General features: G+C 72.7%; 17 protein-coding genes. 2 read left to right on the forward strand and 15 right to left on the reverse strand.

Going from position 1 to position 19,185, the window contains the following annotated elements:
- Nucleotides 1-31 precede the first annotated feature (31 nt).
- On the reverse strand, nucleotides 32-1,249 hold the full coding sequence (locus ACFWN1_RS21720; RefSeq protein WP_384364289.1) for an alkaline phosphatase: 1,218 nt from the start codon (nucleotides 1,247-1,249) through the stop codon (nucleotides 32-34).
- A 661-nt stretch (nucleotides 1,250-1,910) separates the two neighbouring features.
- Here ACFWN1_RS21720 and snpA point away from each other — a divergent pair.
- Nucleotides 1,911-2,834, forward strand: a complete 924-nt coding sequence (gene snpA, locus ACFWN1_RS21725) for a snapalysin (RefSeq protein ID WP_384364291.1) — start codon at nucleotides 1,911-1,913, stop codon at nucleotides 2,832-2,834.
- Between the two features lie 57 nt (nucleotides 2,835-2,891).
- Here the strand turns inward: snpA and ACFWN1_RS21730 are convergent, their stop codons facing one another.
- The 3 genes from ACFWN1_RS21730 to ACFWN1_RS21740 all read right to left on the reverse strand — a co-directional run bounded on the left by ACFWN1_RS21730 (nucleotide 2,892) and on the right by ACFWN1_RS21740 (nucleotide 6,207).
- Complete coding sequence (locus ACFWN1_RS21730; RefSeq protein ID WP_384364293.1) at nucleotides 2,892-3,641, reverse strand: SDR family oxidoreductase; 750 nt, start codon at nucleotides 3,639-3,641, stop codon at nucleotides 2,892-2,894.
- Between the two features lie 183 nt (nucleotides 3,642-3,824).
- Nucleotides 3,825-5,141, reverse strand: coding sequence for an NAD(P)/FAD-dependent oxidoreductase (locus ACFWN1_RS21735; RefSeq protein ID WP_384364295.1), 1,317 nt, complete (start codon nucleotides 5,139-5,141; stop codon nucleotides 3,825-3,827).
- 535 nt (nucleotides 5,142-5,676) lie between these two features.
- Nucleotides 5,677-6,207: a TetR/AcrR family transcriptional regulator gene (locus tag ACFWN1_RS21740; protein WP_384364297.1), complete on the reverse strand. Its 531-nt coding sequence runs from the start codon at nucleotides 6,205-6,207 to the stop codon at nucleotides 5,677-5,679.
- A 280-nt stretch (nucleotides 6,208-6,487) separates the two neighbouring features.
- Between ACFWN1_RS21740 and ACFWN1_RS21745 the strand changes: the two genes are divergently transcribed.
- On the forward strand, nucleotides 6,488-7,969 hold the full coding sequence (locus ACFWN1_RS21745; protein WP_384364299.1) for an MFS transporter: 1,482 nt from the start codon (nucleotides 6,488-6,490) through the stop codon (nucleotides 7,967-7,969).
- A 145-nt stretch (nucleotides 7,970-8,114) separates the two neighbouring features.
- Here ACFWN1_RS21745 and ACFWN1_RS21750 read toward each other — a convergent pair whose 3' ends face one another.
- The 11 genes from ACFWN1_RS21750 to ACFWN1_RS21800 all read right to left on the reverse strand — a co-directional run.
- Nucleotides 8,115-8,822: a glycosyltransferase gene (locus tag ACFWN1_RS21750; protein WP_384364301.1), complete on the reverse strand. Its 708-nt coding sequence runs from the start codon at nucleotides 8,820-8,822 to the stop codon at nucleotides 8,115-8,117.
- Nucleotides 8,819-9,445 carry a class I SAM-dependent methyltransferase gene (locus tag ACFWN1_RS21755; protein ID WP_384364303.1) on the reverse strand — a complete coding sequence of 209 codons (627 nt, stop codon included), beginning with the start codon at nucleotides 9,443-9,445 and terminating at the stop codon, nucleotides 8,819-8,821. Before ACFWN1_RS21755 ends, ACFWN1_RS21750 begins: the two co-directional genes overlap by 4 nt.
- On the reverse strand, nucleotides 9,442-10,200 hold the full coding sequence (locus ACFWN1_RS21760; RefSeq protein ID WP_384364305.1) for a PIG-L deacetylase family protein: 759 nt from the start codon (nucleotides 10,198-10,200) through the stop codon (nucleotides 9,442-9,444). The genes ACFWN1_RS21755 and ACFWN1_RS21760 overlap by 4 nt, the downstream gene beginning before the upstream one ends.
- The gene (locus ACFWN1_RS21765; protein ID WP_384364307.1) at nucleotides 10,197-11,294 is read right to left on the reverse strand and encodes an acyl-CoA dehydrogenase; all 1,098 of its coding nucleotides are present in this window, start codon (nucleotides 11,292-11,294) and stop codon (nucleotides 10,197-10,199) included. The genes ACFWN1_RS21760 and ACFWN1_RS21765 overlap by 4 nt, the downstream gene beginning before the upstream one ends.
- A 103-nt stretch (nucleotides 11,295-11,397) precedes the next feature.
- Complete coding sequence (locus ACFWN1_RS21770) at nucleotides 11,398-11,850, reverse strand: SRPBCC family protein (protein ID WP_384364309.1); 453 nt, start codon at nucleotides 11,848-11,850, stop codon at nucleotides 11,398-11,400.
- 162 nt (nucleotides 11,851-12,012) lie between these two features.
- Nucleotides 12,013-13,530, reverse strand: a complete 1,518-nt coding sequence (locus ACFWN1_RS21775; protein ID WP_384364311.1) for an aldehyde dehydrogenase (NADP(+)) — start codon at nucleotides 13,528-13,530, stop codon at nucleotides 12,013-12,015.
- A 56-nt stretch (nucleotides 13,531-13,586) separates the two neighbouring features.
- On the reverse strand, nucleotides 13,587-14,663 hold the full coding sequence (locus ACFWN1_RS21780) for a (Fe-S)-binding protein (protein WP_384364313.1): 1,077 nt from the start codon (nucleotides 14,661-14,663) through the stop codon (nucleotides 13,587-13,589).
- Nucleotides 14,660-16,039 carry an FAD-binding oxidoreductase gene (locus ACFWN1_RS21785; protein WP_384364315.1) on the reverse strand — a complete coding sequence of 460 codons (1,380 nt, stop codon included), beginning with the start codon at nucleotides 16,037-16,039 and terminating at the stop codon, nucleotides 14,660-14,662. Before ACFWN1_RS21785 ends, ACFWN1_RS21780 begins: the two co-directional genes overlap by 4 nt.
- A gap of 56 nt (nucleotides 16,040-16,095) precedes the next feature.
- Complete coding sequence (locus ACFWN1_RS21790) at nucleotides 16,096-18,072, reverse strand: hypothetical protein (RefSeq protein WP_384364317.1); 1,977 nt, start codon at nucleotides 18,070-18,072, stop codon at nucleotides 16,096-16,098.
- A 41-nt stretch (nucleotides 18,073-18,113) separates the two neighbouring features.
- A complete protein-coding gene (locus ACFWN1_RS21795; protein ID WP_384364319.1) occupies nucleotides 18,114-18,860 on the reverse strand; it encodes a ribonuclease activity regulator RraA in 747 nt (248 codons plus the stop codon).
- A partial coding sequence (locus ACFWN1_RS21800) for an SDR family oxidoreductase (protein ID WP_384364321.1) occupies nucleotides 18,857-19,185 on the reverse strand: 329 nt, incomplete at its 5' end. The genes ACFWN1_RS21800 and ACFWN1_RS21795, both read right to left, overlap by 4 nt.

Here is a 19,185-nt window from a genome sequence, read left to right on the forward strand (position 1 = left end):
GCGTCCGGCCACCGCCCTCGGTCCGCCTGGGTCAGCGGCGGGTGAGGGCCTCGCTCAGGACATCGTGCACATGGGTGTTGGCGTGCTTGCCGGTGAAGCGGTCCGACAGGGGACCGACCGCCGTCACCGGCACGTCGACTCCGGTGTGGCTGGACGTGGTCCAGTCGATGTAGAAGCTCTTGTCGCTGCCGCGGATGCTGAACGGCCCGTCCTCGGCGGAGACTCCGGTGCCGGACTCGTCGGCGGCGTCGGACTCCTCGACGGCCAGGCCGCCGGTCTCGTGGTCGCCGGTGACGACCAGCAGGGTGTCGGGGTGCGTGGCGACGTAGGCGCGGGCCACGGCGACCGCCTTCTCGAGCTCCCGCACGGACTGCAGGACACGCGTGCCGTTGTTGGCGTGGGCGAACTCGTCCACGCCCTCCTCCTCGACCATGAGGAAGAAGCCCTTCTTGTTCTTGTCCAGCGTGTCCAGGGCCTTGCTGGTCATGGCCGAGAGGCCGACCACCGGGCTGTACACGTCGCCCTGGCCTTCGGGGCGCTGCTGGAACATCTCCTCGTTGGCGAAGAGGCCGAGGAGCTTGCCGCCCTTGGCGCGGCTGAGCTGGTCCGCGTCATGGACGTAGGAGTAGCCGGCCTTCCTGGCCTTCTTGACGAGGTCGCCCTTGGTGCCCTTGCTGGCCTCGGACGGGTCCTCGGCGGGCTGGTCCTTGAAAGCGCCGGCCTTGCCCGCGGGCAGCCACCAGTCCTCGCCGCCACCGAGGATGACGTCCGGCTTGGAGACCTCGATGTACTGGCGCGCGATCTCGTCCTGCGCCGAACGGTTGGCGGTGTTGGAGAAGAACGCCGCCGGCGAGGCGTCGGTGACCTGCGCGGTGGTGACCAGGCCGGTGGCCTTGCCGGCCGCCTTCGCCTGCTGGCCGAGCGTGGCCAGCGGATTGCCGTCCACGTCGACGCTGATCGCGCCGTTGTAGGTCTTCTCGCCCGTCGCCCACGCGGTCGCCGCGGCGGCCGAGTCGGTGACTACGGCCTTCGGGTCGTCAGGTTCGGTGGTGAGCTGACCGGAGACGGGCAGCTTGTCCATCGCGAGCTGGCCACCCAGACCGGCCAGGTGCAGACGAGCGGCCTGACGCGCGGCCGCGCCCATGCCGTCGCCGTTGATGAAGATGACGTTCTTCGCCTTCGCGCTCTTGGCCTTGGCCGCACCGTGCGGAGCTGACGCGGATGCTCCCAGGGTCGGGCTGACCACCATCGTCACTACCGCGGCAGCGATAGCTGCGGCTGAGGGAGCGGCGAACCGGCGCGCCCTACGAATGTCCAGGGACACAGCGTCCTCCGTTGACGTTTTTCCATTGCTTGACCACGAACCTAGATTTCGTTGGGGGGTGATTGACCAAGTCCAGGTGTCCCGTGCACATCGAATTCGTTATGCCGAGGTGGGGGCTCGGGCGGGCTGCTTCTCGCCGGAAGCCTCGAAGGGGCAAAATTCCGCATTTCTCACCCCGTCTTCTGTGACGTCGCTCACGGGCCTGCCCCACCCACGTGCGCGCTTAGTAGAAGCCGCCTGACGGTAATGGGGGCATTTGGCCGCCTTGTAATGAATGCGAATGCTGCCGCACACCCGGAAATTCCGGCATGTCGCCTACATGCTGATTGCCGCGCGCGGTAACAGTTCTGACGTTCCGACAGCTCTTCTCGTCGGCCCCCCGCGTCGCGGGCGGACCCGCGCACCGCTCCGCCGAGGCGCCGCGGCCTACGAGGCGGCGTAGTGAGAGGGACCCATTGCCCTCCCTGGCGGGCGGTCCTAAGAATGTCGCCCCACAGGACGTCACCGCAGTTCGGAACCGGTATCCACGCCGAGATGACCGCGTACTGGGCGCCCCACGTCACCGAGCGAGTAGGAGCACCCCCACATGATGTCGCCCCGTACGCCCGCAAGACTGCTCGCCCTCACTCTCGGCCTGGGACTGGCCTCAGGAGCGCTGGGCGCGGCGGTGCCGGCCAGTGCCCGGCCGGCCGCCGCCCCCTCCGCTCCGGCCGCCTCCTCCTCGGCGCGGTACGCCGGGTCGGTCAAGGAGACCGTGAACAGCAAGGCGTTCCTCGACTCCGTGCTGAAGACGGTGGCGGCGAAGCGCGCCGCCCAGCCCGGCAGCACCCAGGCCGTGACTCTCCATTACGACGCCTCCCAGGCGCCGAGCTTCCGTTCGCAGATAGCGAGCGCGGCCTCGATCTGGAACAGCTCGGAGTCCAACGTCAAGCTCCAGGAGGCGTCGGGCAATGCCGACTTCTCCTACCGCGAGGGCAACGACCCGCAGGGGTCCCACGCCTCCACCGACGGTCACGGAGGCGGATCTGTCTTCCTGGACTACACCCAGATCAAGCAGAACGACCCCGTCCGGGTCGTCACCCACGAGACGGGGCACATCCTGGGTCTGCCGGATCACTACAGCGGACCGTGCAGTGAGCTGATGTCGGGCGGCGGTCCCGGCCCGTCCTGCACCAACCGTTACCCGGACGCCACCGAGCGCGCGAAGGTCGACCAGATCTGGGCCTCGGGAAGCACGCGGGCTCCAGGCGCGGCGGCCCAGCCTCCCGCCGACCCGAGCGCCGCCCAGCCGGCACAGCCCGCCCAGCCGGTCCAGCCCGCCCAGCCCGCGCAGCCGGCCCAGCCGGTCCAGCCGGTCCAGCCCGCCCAGCCGGCCCAGCCGGTCCAGCCGGTCCAGCCCGTGACGCCGGGCGGGCCCATGGGTCCGGGTGGGTCCAGGTGGCCGAACTGGCGCGTGGCGCCGGGTCAGGCTCCGGCGGGCCCGCTGTACTGCGGAGCCGTCAGCCGCTGACTCGATCCGGCCGCCGAACCCTCCATGCTCTGCGGGCGCGGCGGCCGGATCACCCGGTCAGACCTGGTTCAGACCACCGTCGACGAACAGTTCGGAGCCGGTGACGAAGCTGCTCTGATCACTGGCGAGGAAGAGCGCGGCTGCGGCGGTCTCGTCAGGACGGCCCATCCGTCCCAGCGGCACCAGGCTCGCGAAGTGCGCCTGCAACTTGGCGACTCCCTCCGCGTCGGCGGCCAGCCCGGAGGTGCCCGGGGTGGTGATCGGTCCGGGGACAAGGGTGTTCACCCGGATCTGCCGCCCCTTCAGCTCGGCGGCCCAGGTCCGTGAGAGAGAGCGGATCGCTGCCTTGGTCGCGCCGTAGACGCCGAAGGACTCACTGCCCGCGGTGGCTGCGGTCGATCCGGTGAGGATGACCGAGGCGCCGTCGTTGAGCAGCGGGAGTGCCTTCTGGACGGTGAAGAGCGTCCCTCGCACGTTGATGCCGAAGGTCGTGTCGAAGTGCTCCTCGGTGACCTGCTCGAGCGTGGCGAACTCGCCGCCGCCGGCATTGGCGAACAGCACGTCGATGCGGTGTCCCTGGTCGGCGACGACCGAGTACAGGCGGTCGATGTCGGCCAGGTCGGACACATCGCCCCGCACGGCGGTGGCTCCCGGACCGATCTCCGCCAGCGCGGCGTCGAGCGCTTCCTGGCGTCGGCCGGTGATGAACACGTGCGCGCCCTCTTGTACGAATCGTTTGGCGGTGGCCAGTCCGATTCCGCTGTTGCCTCCGGTGACGACTGCCGTCTTCCCGTCCAGCTGTCCCATGATCAGGCTCCTGTCCGGCACGGATCAACGCCCGCGCACTCTGCTGTCACAACGTCGAGGCCCGAACCGTGGTGCACGGGCTAAGTTATGGACGGTACGGTAAAAAACCGGGTTATGGACCACCGGGTCAAGAACTGTGGCGCTCGTCTCCCCGGTCCTCGGCGGCCTGTCCCTCAGGACCAGCTATCCGGTGCGGTACTGGTCGATGTGCTCGAAGCGGGGCAGGGTGGCGGGGCGGCCGCGCTGGAAGCCCGTGCTGACGAAGTCGTCCCCAGTGGTCGCGTGCAGCGTCCAGTTGACAAGGACTCTGCTTCGCGCTGTCAGGGTGGGCAGGGCGAACAGGTGGTACCCGCGCGCCACCACCTGTGCGGGGAAGCCGGACAGCTCGATGCCGACGGGCCGGGACACGGCGTAGGTGTCGCCCAGGTCGACGACCAGACCGAGGTCGCGGTGGTAGTACGGCTTGAGCGGCGTGCCACGGAGGGTCGCCGCGATGTTACGGGCCACCGCCTTGCCCTGGCGCTGAGAGTGCTGGGCCGTCGGAGGCGTGACGGAGTCCCCGCCCTTGGCGAGGTCCGGAACCGCCGCGGCGTCTCCGACGGCGAAGACCCCCGGCGCCCCCGGCACGCTCATGGTGGGGGTGGTGACGAGTCGCCCCTTCAGCAGATCAGCGTCCAACGTGTTGACCAGCGGACTTGCCGCGACACCCGCCGTCCAGACCAGGGTGCGGGTGGGCAGGGTGCGTCCGTCGGTGAGTTCCACCGCGCGCGCGGTCAGACGCTTGACGCTCGTCTCCAGGGAGATCTCGATGCCGCGCTTGCGCAGCGCCGCGAGCGCCTTGTCACCCAGGCGCTCACCGATCTCCGGCAGGAGCCGTGGTGCGATGTCCACCAGATGCCAGCTCAGGTCGGCGGGATTCAGACGCGGGAACCGGCGGGCCGCCGCCTCCGTGAGCAGTTGCAGGGCCGCCGCGGTCTCGGTACCCGCGTAGCCGCCGCCGACCACGACGAACCTGAGCCGCTCGGCCCGTTCGGCCGGGTCCTGGGTGACGGCCGCGGCGTCGAGCTGGCTGATGACGTGGTCGCGCAGGTACGCCGCCTGTGCCAGGGTCTTGATGCCCAGGGCGTGCTCCTCGATACCGGGAATATCGAGCAGGCGGGTGGTGCTGCCCGCGGCGATCAGCAGTACGTCGTAGTGCAGGTCGCGCTGCGCACCGCTCGCGGCCCGCACGGTCAGCTTCTTGCTGCCGGGATCGACGCCTGTCGCCATGCCGGGGATGTACCGGGTGCGGCGGAGGCGTCTTCGGAGGGAGACCGCGATGGACTGGGGGGTCAGCAGGCCGGACGCCACTTGCGGAAGCAGCGGAAGGTAGAGCTGGTAGTCCTCCGGGGAGACCAGCATCAGCTCGGCCTCTTCCGGCCGCAGGCTCCGTTCCAAGTGGTGGAGGCACTCGACGCCTGCGAAGCCGGCACCGACGACAAGGATTCGGGTGAGCGGCACGGCACCTCTCCTGACTGCGCTGCCGGGACCAGGGACTTACGTCATCGTCACCCTGACGCGGAGGGTTCGCACGCGGACGGCTGCTACGGCTGCCGGCGCGGGGGTACCCCGGCGGAAGGGACCGCACGGCCCAGGGGCGGAAGCGGAAGATCTCTCTGCCGCCGTGCGCTCCGAGCATGTCGGCTCGGACGGGTCCCGCGAGGAACGAGACCACCGCCGGGAACGGTACGCGTCCCGGCAGATCCGTACAGGTGACCCCGCGGCCGTGGTCCGTGCCGCGCCGTCAGGTGTCGGTGCCGCGGCTGAGGAACGTCGCGGGCATGAGCGGTGAGCCCTGTGCTTCGGTCGTAACCGTCACTGTGTCACCGGTGTCTTCCGCGCCGCGGGCAGGACACCCGGCATACTCCTCCGACGACCACCGGCAGGGAAGCCCACCCGCCGTGGCCTGTCGGAGAGTGCACGCGGTCGGCGTACCGTTCCGGACGGCCGGGACAACCGCCGTGCCCGCGTGTCCGGAGGCCGGGGCCCTGGGGGGCTACACCCCGGGTGCGGGTGAGCGGCGTGCGTCCTCCACCAGGCGCGCCGCGTCCTCGGCCGTGAGCCGGGGGTCGGCCAGCCAGCACCTGAGGGCTCCGACCACCGCGCCTGCCGCGTAGTGGGCGCGTATCGCGGCGGTGCCGTCGTCGTCCCGGGCGTCGGTGAACCACTGGGCGAGGTGGTCGTGGAGCTGGTCCAGGAAGAGGCGGCCGGCGGGGCCGTGGGAGAGGGCGAGATAGAGGTCGCGGTGGTCGCCCGCGTGACGGAAGACCGGCTCCACGGTGAAGTGGCCCGCGGCGGCGAAGGCCGACCGCAGCTCGGCTCCGATGTCCTCGATGCCGCCGGCCAGCAGGTCGTCCTTGGAGGAGAAGTGGGTGTAGAAGGTCGAGCGCCCGACGTCCGCGCGCTCAAGGAGGTCGGCCACGGTGATGGACTCGTAGCGCTTCTCGCGGATCAGTTCCTTCAGCGCGTTCATCAGCGCCGACCTGGTGCGCCGCACCCTGCGGTCCGAACGGTCCGCCGCTCTCATGACCCGCTCCCTCTGTGCCGAGTTCCCGGCCAATATCGCCGATCCGTCCGGTAGTGGACGTCCACCGCGATCTGTTCCTGGCGGCGCCGGCCCGTCTTCGTCAGACTCGTCAGAAACATTAGTCCGTTAGTGAACAACCGTCCAGGAGTCAGGGGTCCGCCCGGTCGCCGCCCCGGCTCCCCGGCCGCCCCGCCGCTCAGGGCACCCGGCTGCCCGCCCGCGAACCCCCCGGGGGGCCGTCGCCCACGCCCGACCCGGCACCCTCCAGGAGGAGAGCCCCATGTCGCACTTCGAGCGCCGCACCGCTCCCGCCGCCGCGCACGGCAGGGAGCCGGCGCCAGTCGACCCGGTGCCGCGCCGGAAATGGCTGGCCCTCACCATGATCTGTCTGGCCCAGTTCATGCTGATCGCCGACATCACCGTCGTCAACGTCGCCCTGCCCACGATCGGGCGTGCGCTCGACCTTCGGGGCGGGGACCTCACCTGGGCCGTCGCCGCCTATTCGGTGTGCTTCGGCGGACTGATGATCCTTGGAGGGAAGCTCGCCGACACCTTCGGCCGCCGCCGCATGCTGCTGACCGGGCTCGTCCTCTTCGTCGCCGCCTCCGCCCTCTCCGGCCTCGCCGGCGGCGCGGGCGCGCTCATCGGCGGACGCGCTGCCCAGGGCGTCGGCGCGGCCCTCATGTCACCGGCCGCGCTCTCCCAGGTCACCACCATGTTCACCGGCCGCGACCGGACACGCGCGATCGGCATCTGGTCCGCCATCGGGGGCGCCGGCGCCGCACTCGGCGTCCTCCTCGGCGGCGTCCTCACCTCGTACGCGTCGTGGCGCTGGATCTTCTTCGTCAACGTCCCCGCCGGCATCGCCGTTCTGACCGCTCTGCCCCTGCTGCTGCCCCGCACCGACACACCCGCCCGACGGCGGGTCGACCTCGCCGGCGCGCTGGCCGTCACCGCGACCGCCGCCCTCCTGGTCTTCGGCTTCGTCCGCGCCGGCGACGTCGGCTGGGCCGCACCGCAGTCCCTGGGTGCCCTCGTCCTCGGCGGAGTCGCCGCAGCGGTGTTCGTCCTCATCGAACGCTCCACCCAGAAGCACGGCGGGGAACCCCTCATGCGGCTGGAGATCCTCGCCAGGCGCCCCGTACTGACCGGCCTCGCCCTGATGCTCACCGCGTCCTCCCTGCTCCTGGCCGGCTTCTTCCTCAGCTCCCTCTACCTGCAGCAGGTCCTGCACTTCACCCCGGTCCGCACCGGACTGCTCTTCCTGCCCTGCGCCCTCGCCATCGGCCTCGGCGTCCACGTCGGCACCCGCACCGCGCGCTCCGTCGGTATCCGCCCCACCGCCACCACCGGCTTCCTCGTCGCCGCGACCGGCGCCGCACTCCTCACCCGGCTCGACGCCGACAGCGATGCCTGGCCGCACCTGCTGCCCGGTCTGTTCCTGCTCACCCTGGGAATCGGGGCCCTGCTCGTCTCCGCCACCACCACCGCACTCGCCGGCGCCGAACACGCCATAGCCGGCACCGTCTCCGGCATCGTGAACAGCGGCCACGAACTCGGCTCGGCCATCGGCGTCGCCCTCGTCACCGCGCTGGCCGGCACCAGCGTCACCGGACCTACCACGGGCGGCAGCTGGCCCACCGGCGGCTTCAGCACCGCGTTCACCGTCTGCGCCGCCCTCGCCGCCCTGGCCGCCCCCGTCTGCCAGTGGGCCATCCCCAGGGGACGCGCCGACGCCGACAGCGCATTGCCCAGCCACTGATCCCGGCCACTGATCCCCGGCCACTGATCCCAGCCACTGATCCCGGCCTGGCAGCGGAACGCGTCCCCCGTCCGATCGTGCCGGGTCTCCGGCCGCGCCCCGACCGGGAGCGCCCAGTCCGGTGAACCGGTGCCCCGCTCGGATGTCAGACGTCCGTGGAGCGGGCCATCGCCGACAGGAAGTGGCCGAAGCCGCCGCGGGCCCGGGAGCGCAGTCGCGGCGAGGTCAGGACCGGGCAGTCGGCGGTGCGCAGCACCCGGTGGCCGCGTCGTTCCAGAGCGCGCACCAGGGCGTGGTCCTCGCCGGTGGTGAGCGGCGGAAAACCCCCGGCGTCGAGATAGGCGTGGGCGTCGAAGCCCAGGTTGGCGCCGTGCACATGCGGGTGGAGCCAGGGCGCGCCCGCCGGGGGCCGCGTCGTCTCGTACAGCGCGAGGTGCGGCGCGGCCAGCGGCGAGGAGAGGGGGAGGGCCACGGTCCCGACGACGGCCTGCCAGCCCTCCCGCGCGCGGGCCCGCTGGTGGGCGAGCCAGCCGGACGGGACGACGCTGTCGGCGTCGGTCGTGGCGATCCACACGGCCGAGGGCCCGGTGAGGCAGCGTTCGAGCGCGAGCCGGACGCCGGCCGCGCGGGCCCGGCCGGGGCTCCGGCAGTCGGTCTCGACGACCAGGGCCCCGGCGTCGCGGGCCACTGCCGCCGTGCGGTCGCGGCAGGCGTCGGCCACCACCACTGTCAGCACCCGCTCGGCGGCCAGCTCCGGGTGGCGAGCGGCGCGGGCGAGCGCCGCCAGGGCCGACGGGAGCAGCCGCTCCTCGTCGTGGGCAGGGATGACGACCGCGAGGGTGGCCGCGCTCATGCGAGCCCTTCGCGAGCGGCCACTCCGGGCGGTGTAGGGCTGTCCGGGCCGGTGCGCTGGTGGACCTGGAGGACGAAGTCCTCCTCACGATGGTCGGCGAGGAGGGCGAGTCCCGGCTGAGCGTCGAGGCGGCGCGCGACACCGGTGCCGGTCCTCAGGTGCTCCGCCACCGGATGGTTCCAGTGGACGGTCACCAGAGTGCCGGCCGGGTCGAGCGAGCCGAGGGTACGTTCCAGCAGCTCGTCCAGGGTGCTGTCGTCCAGGTAGTAGAGCAGCTCGGACAGCACGATGAGGTCGAACGATCCGTCCGGCCACTCCTCGGGCACCCGGGTCCGGCGCACCGACACGTTCGGCAGGCCGGCCGTGCGCATACGGGCGGTCTCGACCGCCGACTCGACCCGGTCACAGGCGAGTACGGCGTCGCAGCGCTCCGCCAGGCGGACCGTCAGCTCACCCACCGAGCAGCCGGGCTCGAACGCGCGACGGTAGCGGGCCATCGGCAGCGCGGCGACGGTGAGGTCGTACTTGCGCCGCTCGTACCACCGTTCGGACAGCCGCCACGGGTCCCGGGCCGCGCGGTACATACCGTCGAAGTACGCGTCAGGCGTACGGGGCCGGGTCATCCGAACACCACCTCCCAGCCGCGCAGATGGTGGGCCAACTCGTGCGGAGGCAGCACCGCGGCATCCTGCGGCGCGTCACCGAGCGGCCGGGTCTGGGTGACGAACCGGTCGACGGCGGCACGCTTGCGCGTCTGGATCCCGGGCGGCAGGACGATCCGGCCGGCCCGCCGCCACGGCACCCCGGCGTCTCCGGGGCGGCCCCAGTGCCACAGCCACACCGGGTACAGCCGGCACGGCACCGACGCCGTACGGGAGGCGGCCAGCGCGGCGCGGCCCGCCGCCTCGTGATCACCGTGTACGTCCCGCGTCCACGGCGCGAGGCAGAGCACGGCGTCCGACAGCAGGGCGGTCAGCTCGTCCGTCAGGCGCTCCTCGTGCCGGGCCACTTCGGTGTCGGGCAGCCGCAGTCGCACGATCTCCGCCTGCGGTGCGCCCAACTCCGCCAGTGCGTCGCGTAGTTCACCGGCCCGCAGCTCGGCGAGCCGGGCCGGGGTCAGACGTGTGGAGCCGGGGTGTGATCCCTCGCCGTCGGTGACGGACACCACGGTCAGCGCGACCCCGGCCGCCGCGAGCAGGGCGAGGGACCCGCCCACGCCCAGGACCTCGTCGTCCGGGTGAGCCGCCACCACGACGACCCGCCCCGCCGTGGGCAGGACGTACTCCGCCATCCGGTCCCAGCCGTCCCACGCGCGCCACTCCCGCTCGTCAGTGCCGGGGGCCTGTATCGGGTCGGCGTAGTCCTCGGCGGCGCTCAACGGCCGGCTCCGGCATCGCGGCACACCAGGGCGCCCAGGGCTGCGAGATCCCGTTCGGCGTGGTGCTGGCGTACGTAGACGGTCAGGTCGGCCACGGCCCGCGCGTGCCGCTCGTCGTGGCACAGCGGCCCCGCGCCGGTCGCCCGGCCGACCCGGTCCAGCACCTCGGCGCACACCTCTGCCAGGAGTGTCCGCACCCGCAGGGCGCGCAGCCCGGCCGTACCCGCCTTGTCCAGGGGGTCGGCGTCGATCTCCTCGGCCGCCCGCGCGAGCGCCGTGTCGGCGGTGTGCAGCCGCAGGTCGACCGCACCGGCGTGGGCGTCGGTGAAGGGGTCGGCGCGCCCGCCGGCCCGCTCGAACAGGACGCGGGCCACCGCTCGGGCGCCGCCGTACCAGCAGGCGGCCACGCCTACGCCACCGTGGTGAAAGCCGGGTCGGCGCAGGTACGCCGCCACTCCGCCGACCGGGGTCGCGGGGACCGCGGTGAAGCGGACGTCCGGGCTGTCGCTGCCGGCCATGCCGACCGCCTGCCATGTCCCGGGCACCGGCCGGCAGCCGGGCCCGTCCTCGGACGCCGGCCGCGCCGCGTCGCCGGGGGCGCCTGGGATGCCGGTGCGCACCGCGAAGAGCCGGCGCCCGTCGTCGGCAAGCGCGGTGACCAAGGCGTGCGTACAGCTGTGCGCCCCGGAGCAGTACTGCTTGATCCCGTCGAGCACCCATCCGTCCGGGGTACGGGTCGCGGTGAGCCCGGCGCCGGGCGGCTCGGCCGCCCACACCCCCCAGTACTCCCCGGGCCGCACCGGCTCCCCGTCCAGCTCGGCGAGGATCGCGGTCGCGTCCAGATGCCCCTCCGCCAGCCGGGCCGTGCACAGATCCTCGCGCGCGATCTCCGCCAGCGCGTCGAACCGGGCGGCGGTCCTGCCGCTGCCGGGCAGCGGGCAGTCCACCCGCCCGGCCGCCAGCTCGTCGGCGTACCGGACGAACGCCTCGGCCGCCCTGGACCTAGCCGGTCCGTTCCCGCCCGGGTGAGCACACGGCGCGGTGGGGTCCGGGGGCTCTTCCCGGCCGGCGGGCGGGGGAAGCACATCATGCATGGCGGCACTCCTCGCTCGTCTGCCGTGGTCGTTCGTGGTTCGGTGAACCGAAGGCGGGCCGGGCCGACATGCGCCGGACCCGCCCTCGTCGTCGGGCAGGTGCTCAGACCTCGCCGCGCCACTCGCCGGTCGTGGTGCCGCCGCGCTCCTCGATGAAGTCCTTGAACCGCCTCAGGTCACCGGTGGCCTGGCGCTTGACGAAGCCGAGCTTGTCCCCGACCTTCTCGGCCAGGCCCTCCGGGTCGTAGTCCAGCTGGAGCATGACCTTGGTGGTGCCGTCGTCGAGGCGGTGGAACGTGACCACCCCGGCCTGGTGGACCTCCCCGCCGATGCTGGTCCACGCGACCCGCTCGTCGGGGATCTGCTCGGTGATCTCCACGTCGAACTCCCGCTCCACCCCAGCGATCTTCGTCTTCCAGTGGAGGAGGGACTCGGTGCGCTGCTCGATACGCTCCACGCCGTCCATGAACTGCGGGAAGTCCTCGAACTGGGTCCACTGGTCGTAGGCGTTCCGGACGGGGACGTTGACCTCGATGGACTCTTCCACCTGCGACATGCCGCTCTCCTTGGCTTGGCTCCGGCCGGCACCGCAGGGGCGGCCGGGCTGACGTCGGTCCAGCTCCGAATGCCCTGGCTGAACCGGGTGACACTCCTTCACCATGGCGGGTGGGCATGATCCACGCACGTCGCGCCGGGCGCCGGAGTGACAGCGGGGAGGTCATCCGCCGACCGGCGCACGGTCCTTGCGCTGAGGCACCTTCCAGGGGTTGCTGCCGCGCAGCGGCTCCGGGAGCAGGGCGTCGGGGACGTTCTGGTAGGCGACGGGCCGCAGCCAGCGGGCGACGGCCCTGCTGCCGACGCTGGTGTGCAGCGCTGCGGTGGTCGCCGGCCAGGGCCCTCCGTGGTGCATGGCGGGGGTGACGGCCACGCCGGTGGGCCAGCCGTTCCAGATGAGGCGTCCGGTGTTCCCGGCCTCCGTCAGCCGGCGGACCAGCCCGTCCTCCACGCCCTCCTGTCCGTGCACCGTGGTCGTGAGGCTGCCGGGCAGGACGTCCAGGGTCTCCAGCAGGTCCTCGGGGGAGTCGTAGGTGACGACCAGTGAGGCGGGTCCGAAGCACTCCCGCAGCAGTTCCTCGGGGAAGGCGCGGATGTCCTCGGCCGAGGTGGTCAGCAGTGCGGGGGCGGAGCGGCGCGGGTCCGCCGGTGTTCCGGGCAGGTGCAGCGGACTGACCGCCTGGTGGGAGGCGAGGTCCCCGAGGGTCTCCCGGTAGGCCGCCGCGATCCACTGGCCGAGCAGCGGGGCGGGAGTGACCGCGGCGATCTCCCGGCGCAGTACGTCGTCCAGACCGTGGCCGGCCGGCAGGAAGAGCAGGCCCGGCTTGGTGCAGAACTGGCCCTGGCCGAGCGTGACCGAGGCGACGTACTCCCGGGCTATGTCCGCGCCGCGCGCCGCGCAGGCCGCCGGGGTGACGACGACGGGGTTCAGTGAGCCCAGTTCGCCGTAGAAGGGGATGGGATCGGGCCGGCTGCCGGCGAGGTCGAACAGGGCCCGGCCCGCCGCTGTGGAGCCGGTGAAGCCGACCGCCTTGATAGCCGGGTCGGTGACCAGGCTCCGGCCCTCCGCCCGGCCGTGGACGACGCTGAGGACGTCCTCCGGGACCGCCCGCGCGACCAGTTCCCGGGTCAGGTCGGAGAGCCGGGGGTGGCCCTCGTGCGCCTTGACCACGACAGGGCAGCCCGCGGCGAGCGCGCTGGCGGTGTCGCCGCCCAGCACGGAGAAGGCGAAGGGGAAGTTGGATGCGGAGAACACGGCGACGGGACCCAGCGGTACCAGCATGCGCCGGATGTCGGGCCGGGGCGCGGGCTTGGCGGCGGGGTCGGGCGGGTCGATCATGACGTCGAGGAACGCCCCGTCCTCGACGACGTCGGCGAACATCTCCAGTTGCGCCTGTGTGCGCCGGATCTCGCTGTGCAGGCGGTCCAGGCCGAGCCGGGTCTCGTCCTCGGCGACGGCGGCCAGGTGGGCGCTGTTCTCGCCCAGCGCACCGGACAGGCCGCGCAGCAGGGAGGCACGCGTGGGCAGCGGGAGAGCGGCGAGCGCCGGGGCGGCGGCCCGCGCTCGCGCCGCCGCCTCGGCGGCCGTGCGGGCGGGTTCCGAGGAGGGCGGCGTGGAAGGGGCGGGGGTGCCGGAGGTGCTGGAGGTGCTGGAGGTGCTGGGGGTGCTGAGGGAGGACACGGGTCTGCCTTTCGTCGACTGGGGGAGGGGGCGGCCCCACTGGTGGGGAACGTGCGTCACCCGGAGGGCGTTCGTGCCGCTTCGGCCAGGAGTTCCGCGAGGTGCACTGCCTTCACCCCGGACCGTCTCCGGCGCAGACCGGTGCGCAGTTGGCGCAGGCACCCCGGGTTCACGGCGGTGACGTAGTCGACTCCGGCGGCCTCGATCTCGGTGATCTTGGCGTTCAGGATGCGCCGGGAGTCGCGGGGCCTGAGCAGCGAGTAGGTCCCCGCGGCACCGCAGCACGTCCCGGCGGAGGGCAGCTCCACGTAGTCGGCCACCTGGGCGATCAGGTCGCGGGGCTGCCGCGTCACGCCGAGCCCGTTGCGCAGGTGGCAGGAGTCCTGGAGGGCCACCACGGCCCGGCGGCCGTCCACCCGGAGTTCACCCCGCGCTCCGCGGTGGACCAGATGGACGGACAGCTCGCGCACCCGCCCGGCGCCGAGGACGGATGCCAGATGGGCGGCGCAGCCCCCGGAGGTGGTGACGATGGTGCCGGGCAGGTCGTCCCCCAGTCGCCGGGCGAGCCGCTCGCCCGCCGCCGTGTCGCCGTTGTGCGCGTGGAGGGCGCCGCAGCAGCCCTGGTCCGCGGGGACCGCGAGTTCGGGTGCCAGCTCGCGCGCCGCCCGGCTGACCTCGGGGAACAGGACGCGCTCGAAGCAGCCGAGCATGAGCGACGCCTCGGGCACCGGCTGCCCGGTCGGGAGGCCGGTACGAGCGGCTCCGCGCACCGCGCCGAGCGGGGAGAAGATCCGCCGCATGCCGGCCACCAGCATCAGGGCGCGGGCGAGCGGCGGGCGTCTGCGTCCCCGCCATTGGTGGTCGCGCCACTGTTCGAGCAGTTGCCCGTACTCGACGCCGGCCGGGCAGACCGGCTCGCAGGCCCGGCAGCCCAGGCACTGCGACGCCTGCTCATCGAGGGTCGGGTCGTAGGGGTCCAGATCGCCGTCCTGCAGCGCCCGCATGAGGGTGATCCGGCCTCGGGGCGAGGACGCCTCGTCACCGGTCTCGGCGTAGGTGGGACAGGCGGGCAGGCAGAAACCGCAGGATATGCAACGGGAGAGGAGGTCCGGGTCGAAGACGGGATCGGTCATGAACCAAGCTTTCCGGGATTGAGGATTCCCGCCGGGTCGAAGGCGTCCTTGACCCGGCGCAGCAGCGCCGTCTGAGCGGGGCCGAGCTGCGTGGACAGGTAGGGCAGCTTGGCCGCGCCCACGCCGTGCTCACCGGTGATCGTGCCGCCCAGGTCGACGGCGGCCGCGAAGATGTCCCGGAAGGCGAGTTCCGCCCGCGCGACGGCCTCCGCGTCGTCCGCGGAACCGATCACGCAGGTGGGGTGGAGGTTGCCGTCGCCCGCGTGGCCGAAGGTCGCGATGGTCAGGGCGTGGCGCTCGGCGATGCCGTCGATGCGCCGCACCATCTCGGCGATGCGCGGGCGGGGGACGGTCGCGTCCTCCAGGATGGTCAGGGAGCCGAGCCGGGAGAGGGCCGGCAGCGTGCAGCGGCGGGCCGCCAGCAGGGCTTCCGCCTCGGCGACATGGGCGGCCCGGGTCACTTCCAGCGCCCCGCTCGCGGCACACGCCTCGCTCATGTGCTCCAGCGCGCGTGCCACGGCGTCGGGTTCGCCGTCGTCGCCGAACAGGAGGAGGGCGCCCGCGTCGGTGCGCAGCCCGAGACCGGCGAACGCCTCCACTGCCGCGATGCAGGGCCGGTCCAGGAATTCCAGGGTCGCGGGCAGCACGCCGCCGGCGATGATCGCCGTGACGGCCCGGCCCGCGGCGGCGAGGTGCGGGAAGTAGGCCACTCCGGTGCCGGAGGTCCGGGGGGCCGGCCGCAGGGCGAGGGTCGCCTCGGTGATCACCGCGAGGGTGCCCTCGGAGCCGGTGAGCAGCCGGGTGAGGTCGTACCCGGCGACGTTCTTGTGGAGCCGGCCGCCGGTGCGGATCACCTCGCCCGTGGGCAGCACCGCCTCCAGGCCGAGGACGTGGTCGCGGGTGACGCCGTACTTCAGCCCGCGCAGCCCGCCCGCGTCGGTGGCGATGGTGCCGCCGATCGTCGCGACGGTCCGGCTGCCCGGATCGGGTGCCCACAGCAGGCCGTGTCCGGCGGCGGCGTCGGCCAGCCGGGCACTGGTGACACCCGGTTGCACGCGCGTCAGCAGCTCGGCCGGCGCGATCTCCAGGATGCGGTTCAGACGGGTGAGGGAGAGGACGACACCACCGCGCAGCGGAACGGTCGCGGCACAGAGGTTGGAACCGGCACCGCGTGGCACGACCGGGACACCGTGCCGTCCGGCGAGGCTCAGGACGGCCGACACCTCCTGCGTGTCGGCGGGGAACACGACGGCGTCCGGTCGTGCGGAGAAGAGCGGAGTCGCGTCGCGGCTGAAGGGTGCGAGGTCGCCGTCGGTCTCGCGGTAGTGGCCGGCGCCGACGATGGACTTCAGCGCGGCTCTGACAGGGGCGTGCACGAGGGCCTCCAGGGTCTGTCCCCGCCTCCCGCCGGGAAGCGGGGACAGACCGGGCACTAGAGGGTGATGGCGGAACGGTCGGCGATGAGCACCGGCGAGTCGTAGAGCGGCACGCCGGTGAAGGTGTACGTGTCGCCCTGGACCGACCAGTGGTCGGCGGGAATGTCGTTGACGGCCCCGGTCCGCAGGTCGACGAGGACCGGGTCGGTGAAGTCGCCGCCCCGGAAGGTGAGGTCGGTGGAGGTGCGGGCGGTGTCCTCGCTGGGCTTGCCCGCCGCGGACCAGAAGCCGACGAGCTGCCGTCCGGTGTCGCGCTTGGCGAACGCCCGTACGGTCAGCGGCGTGCTTGAGGTACTGCTCCAGGAGTAGTCGGGCAGCGGCTTGACGGTGCTGTCCAGAAGGGACGCCACGCTCTGCACCGCGTAGAAGGCGGGCTTGGCGTAGCGGATGCTCTTGTCGGTGTTCGTCCGGAGCAGGCCCTTGCTGTTGATCTTCGCGGGGTAGTGCAGGTCGGAGATGCTGAACACGCTGGTGCTGATGTCACGTCCCAGGTCGTTCACCAGGCGGCGCAGGAGCCACTTCGACTGGCTCAGCTCGGTCCAGTCGAGGTCTCCCAGGGCGCCGTAGCTGCCGGGCCCGCTGGGCGCGCCGTTCTCCCCCTGCCGTACGACGCCGCCGGGGGCGTACTGGGCGATCAGCGCCTGGAGCTTCGCGACCTGCTGGTAGGTCCAGGCGTCGTCGGGATCGGCGTTGTACGGGTGGTAGCTGATGCCGCTGAGCAGCCCTGCCTTGCCCTGCTGGGAGAGGCGGGTGAGGAAGTCCCGGGCGTAGGGGACGTCGATGCCGGCCTCCTGGCCGAAGATCACCGCGTTCGGCTGCTCGGCGCGGACGAGGGAGGCGGTGCGGACGTAGAAGTCGGTGTAGTCGGCGACCGGGATGCCCGCGAGGTTGGGCTCGTTCCACACCTCCCACTCCGCGACCCGGCCCTTGTACCGCTTCACCGTCGCCGTCACCCAGGCGTCCCAGCCGGCCAGTGCCTCGGCCGAGGAGGGCAGCTTGCCGCCGAGGCCGGAGCCGCCGCCCCCGGTGTAGGCGCCGTTGCCGTAGGACAGCTGGAGCCAGGGCTTGAGGCCCTGGCGCCGCGCGTCGTCCACGACGCGGTCCAGCCACGCCCAGTCGTAGACGCCCCTGGTCTGCTCCGTCTTCGCCCAGCCGCCCTGGAGGCGGACGCCGGTCGCGCCGAGCCGTCCCAGGTAGGGGCCGAACGCCCGGTAGTCGGTGTAGCCGCGGTCCAGGGTCTCGGCGCCGACGAGCAGCTTGGACGAGCCGACCTGCTGTGCGGTCCGCGGGGCGATCGAGCCGAGGTACGGCCAGCCCTGCGGGGCGCTCTCGGTGACGACGCGCACGTCGTCCACCCAGGCGGTGCCGGTGCCGGCGGTGGACACACCGGCCCGCAGTCCGTCCAGAGCCGTCGCGGCCGTCCTGAAGGCCAGGCCCTCGGCCCGGCGTTCGCCGTCGACGTACACCTCGGCCGTCGCCGTGGACGGGTGCGCCACCACCCTGATGTCGTACCAGCGGTCGGCCGTGTAGGCACCCAGGTCGACTCGCCTGGTCCCGTCGTAGGTGTACAGGCGCCCGTCGGCGCTCAGGGCCACGGTGACGCTGTGGCCCTGGGAGCCGTCGAGGTGCACCCCCACCGTCGCGGAGGTCTGGGCGGCACGCAGCCGGAAGCCCGTGTCGACCGCCGAGGAGGTGCTGGGGAAGCGGGTGCCCACGATGACCGGGGCGCCGGTGGAGGTGTCCTTGAGACGCAGAGCGCGGTCGACGGTACCGGGCACGTCCTGCGCTGTGGCGTCGCCGCCCCCGCCCGAGACGGACCAGCCGGCCGGAACGGCGCCCGGTGCGGTGGTGTCGAAGTCGCCGGTGAAGTCCGCCGCGGCGGCCGAGGCGGAGGCCGTGACGGACACCAGTGTCCCCACGAGCGTGCCCGCCAGCAGCAGGGCCAGTGACGGTCTGCGGTAGTGCTTGACCATGGTCGGTTCCTTCTTCCTTGAAGGCTGTCGTCAAAGGTGGGTCAGTCGCGCAGAGAGGACGTGAAGCGGCTCTCGCGGCTCTTCTCGTACGCGCGCAACGTCTCGGCGTCGGCCGGATAGGTGCCGCGCAGCGGCGCGCCGGCGGCCACGCGCTCGGTGATGAACGTCTCCAGCCGCTCCTGCTCGCGCGCCTGCCGGGCGATCACCGCCACCAGGTGCCGCGGTACGCAGACCACCCCGTCGGCGTCGCCTACCAGGACGTCTCCGGGGTACACGGCGACCCCGGCGCAGCCGATGGGGACCTGGAGGTCCACGGCGTGATGCAGGGCCAGGTTGGTCATCGCCGACGAGCCGCCCGCGTAGACGGGGAGCGGGAGGCGCTCGATCTCCCCGATGTCGCGCAGCGTGCCGTCGGTGATCAGCCCGGCGGCGCCGCGCACGGACAGCCTGGTGAGGAGGATGTTGCCGGCCGAGGCGGCGCGGCCCTGGCCGCGGCAGTCCATGACGAGGATCTGTCCGGGTCCGACCTGCTCGATGGCCGCCCGCTGGGGGTGGTCGTAGTCGTCGTACACGTCGAGGGTGTCGACGTCCTCGCGCGCCGGGATGTAGCGGAGGGTGAACGCCTCACCGACCATGCGGGGCGTGCCGGGCGTCACGCACGCGAGGCCGGCGAGGAAGGTGTTGCGCAGGCCGTGCTTGAACAACTGGGTGGTGATGGTGGCGGTGCTGGCCTCGCGGAGAGCGGCCAGGTCGTCGGGGTTCAGCGGCGCCTGGGGCGTCTCGGTCATGATGCGGTTCCTCCGAGGTGGTCTGCGGTGGCGGGCACCGGGTCGGTGGCGGGCGAGTCGAGGGACGGGTCGGTGCCGGGCGGCCTGATCTGGGCGGTCAGTCCGCCGTCCACGGTGAGGACCTGCCCGGTGATGAACGAGGCGTCCGCCGAGGCCAGGAAGGCGACGGCCGCGGCGACGTCGGTGCCGTCGCCCACGCGGCCCAGCGGCACGGGCCTGGCCCGGCTGCGGCGCTGGGCTGCGTCCAGCAGCTCGTAGCGGTCGTTGACGATCGGGCCGGGAGCGACGGCGTTGACCCGGATGCCCAGGGGGGCGAGTTCGAGAG

It is taken from the genome of Streptomyces sp. NPDC058459 (genome assembly GCF_042721685.1).
Lineage (GTDB): Bacteria > Actinomycetota > Actinomycetes > Streptomycetales > Streptomycetaceae > Streptomyces.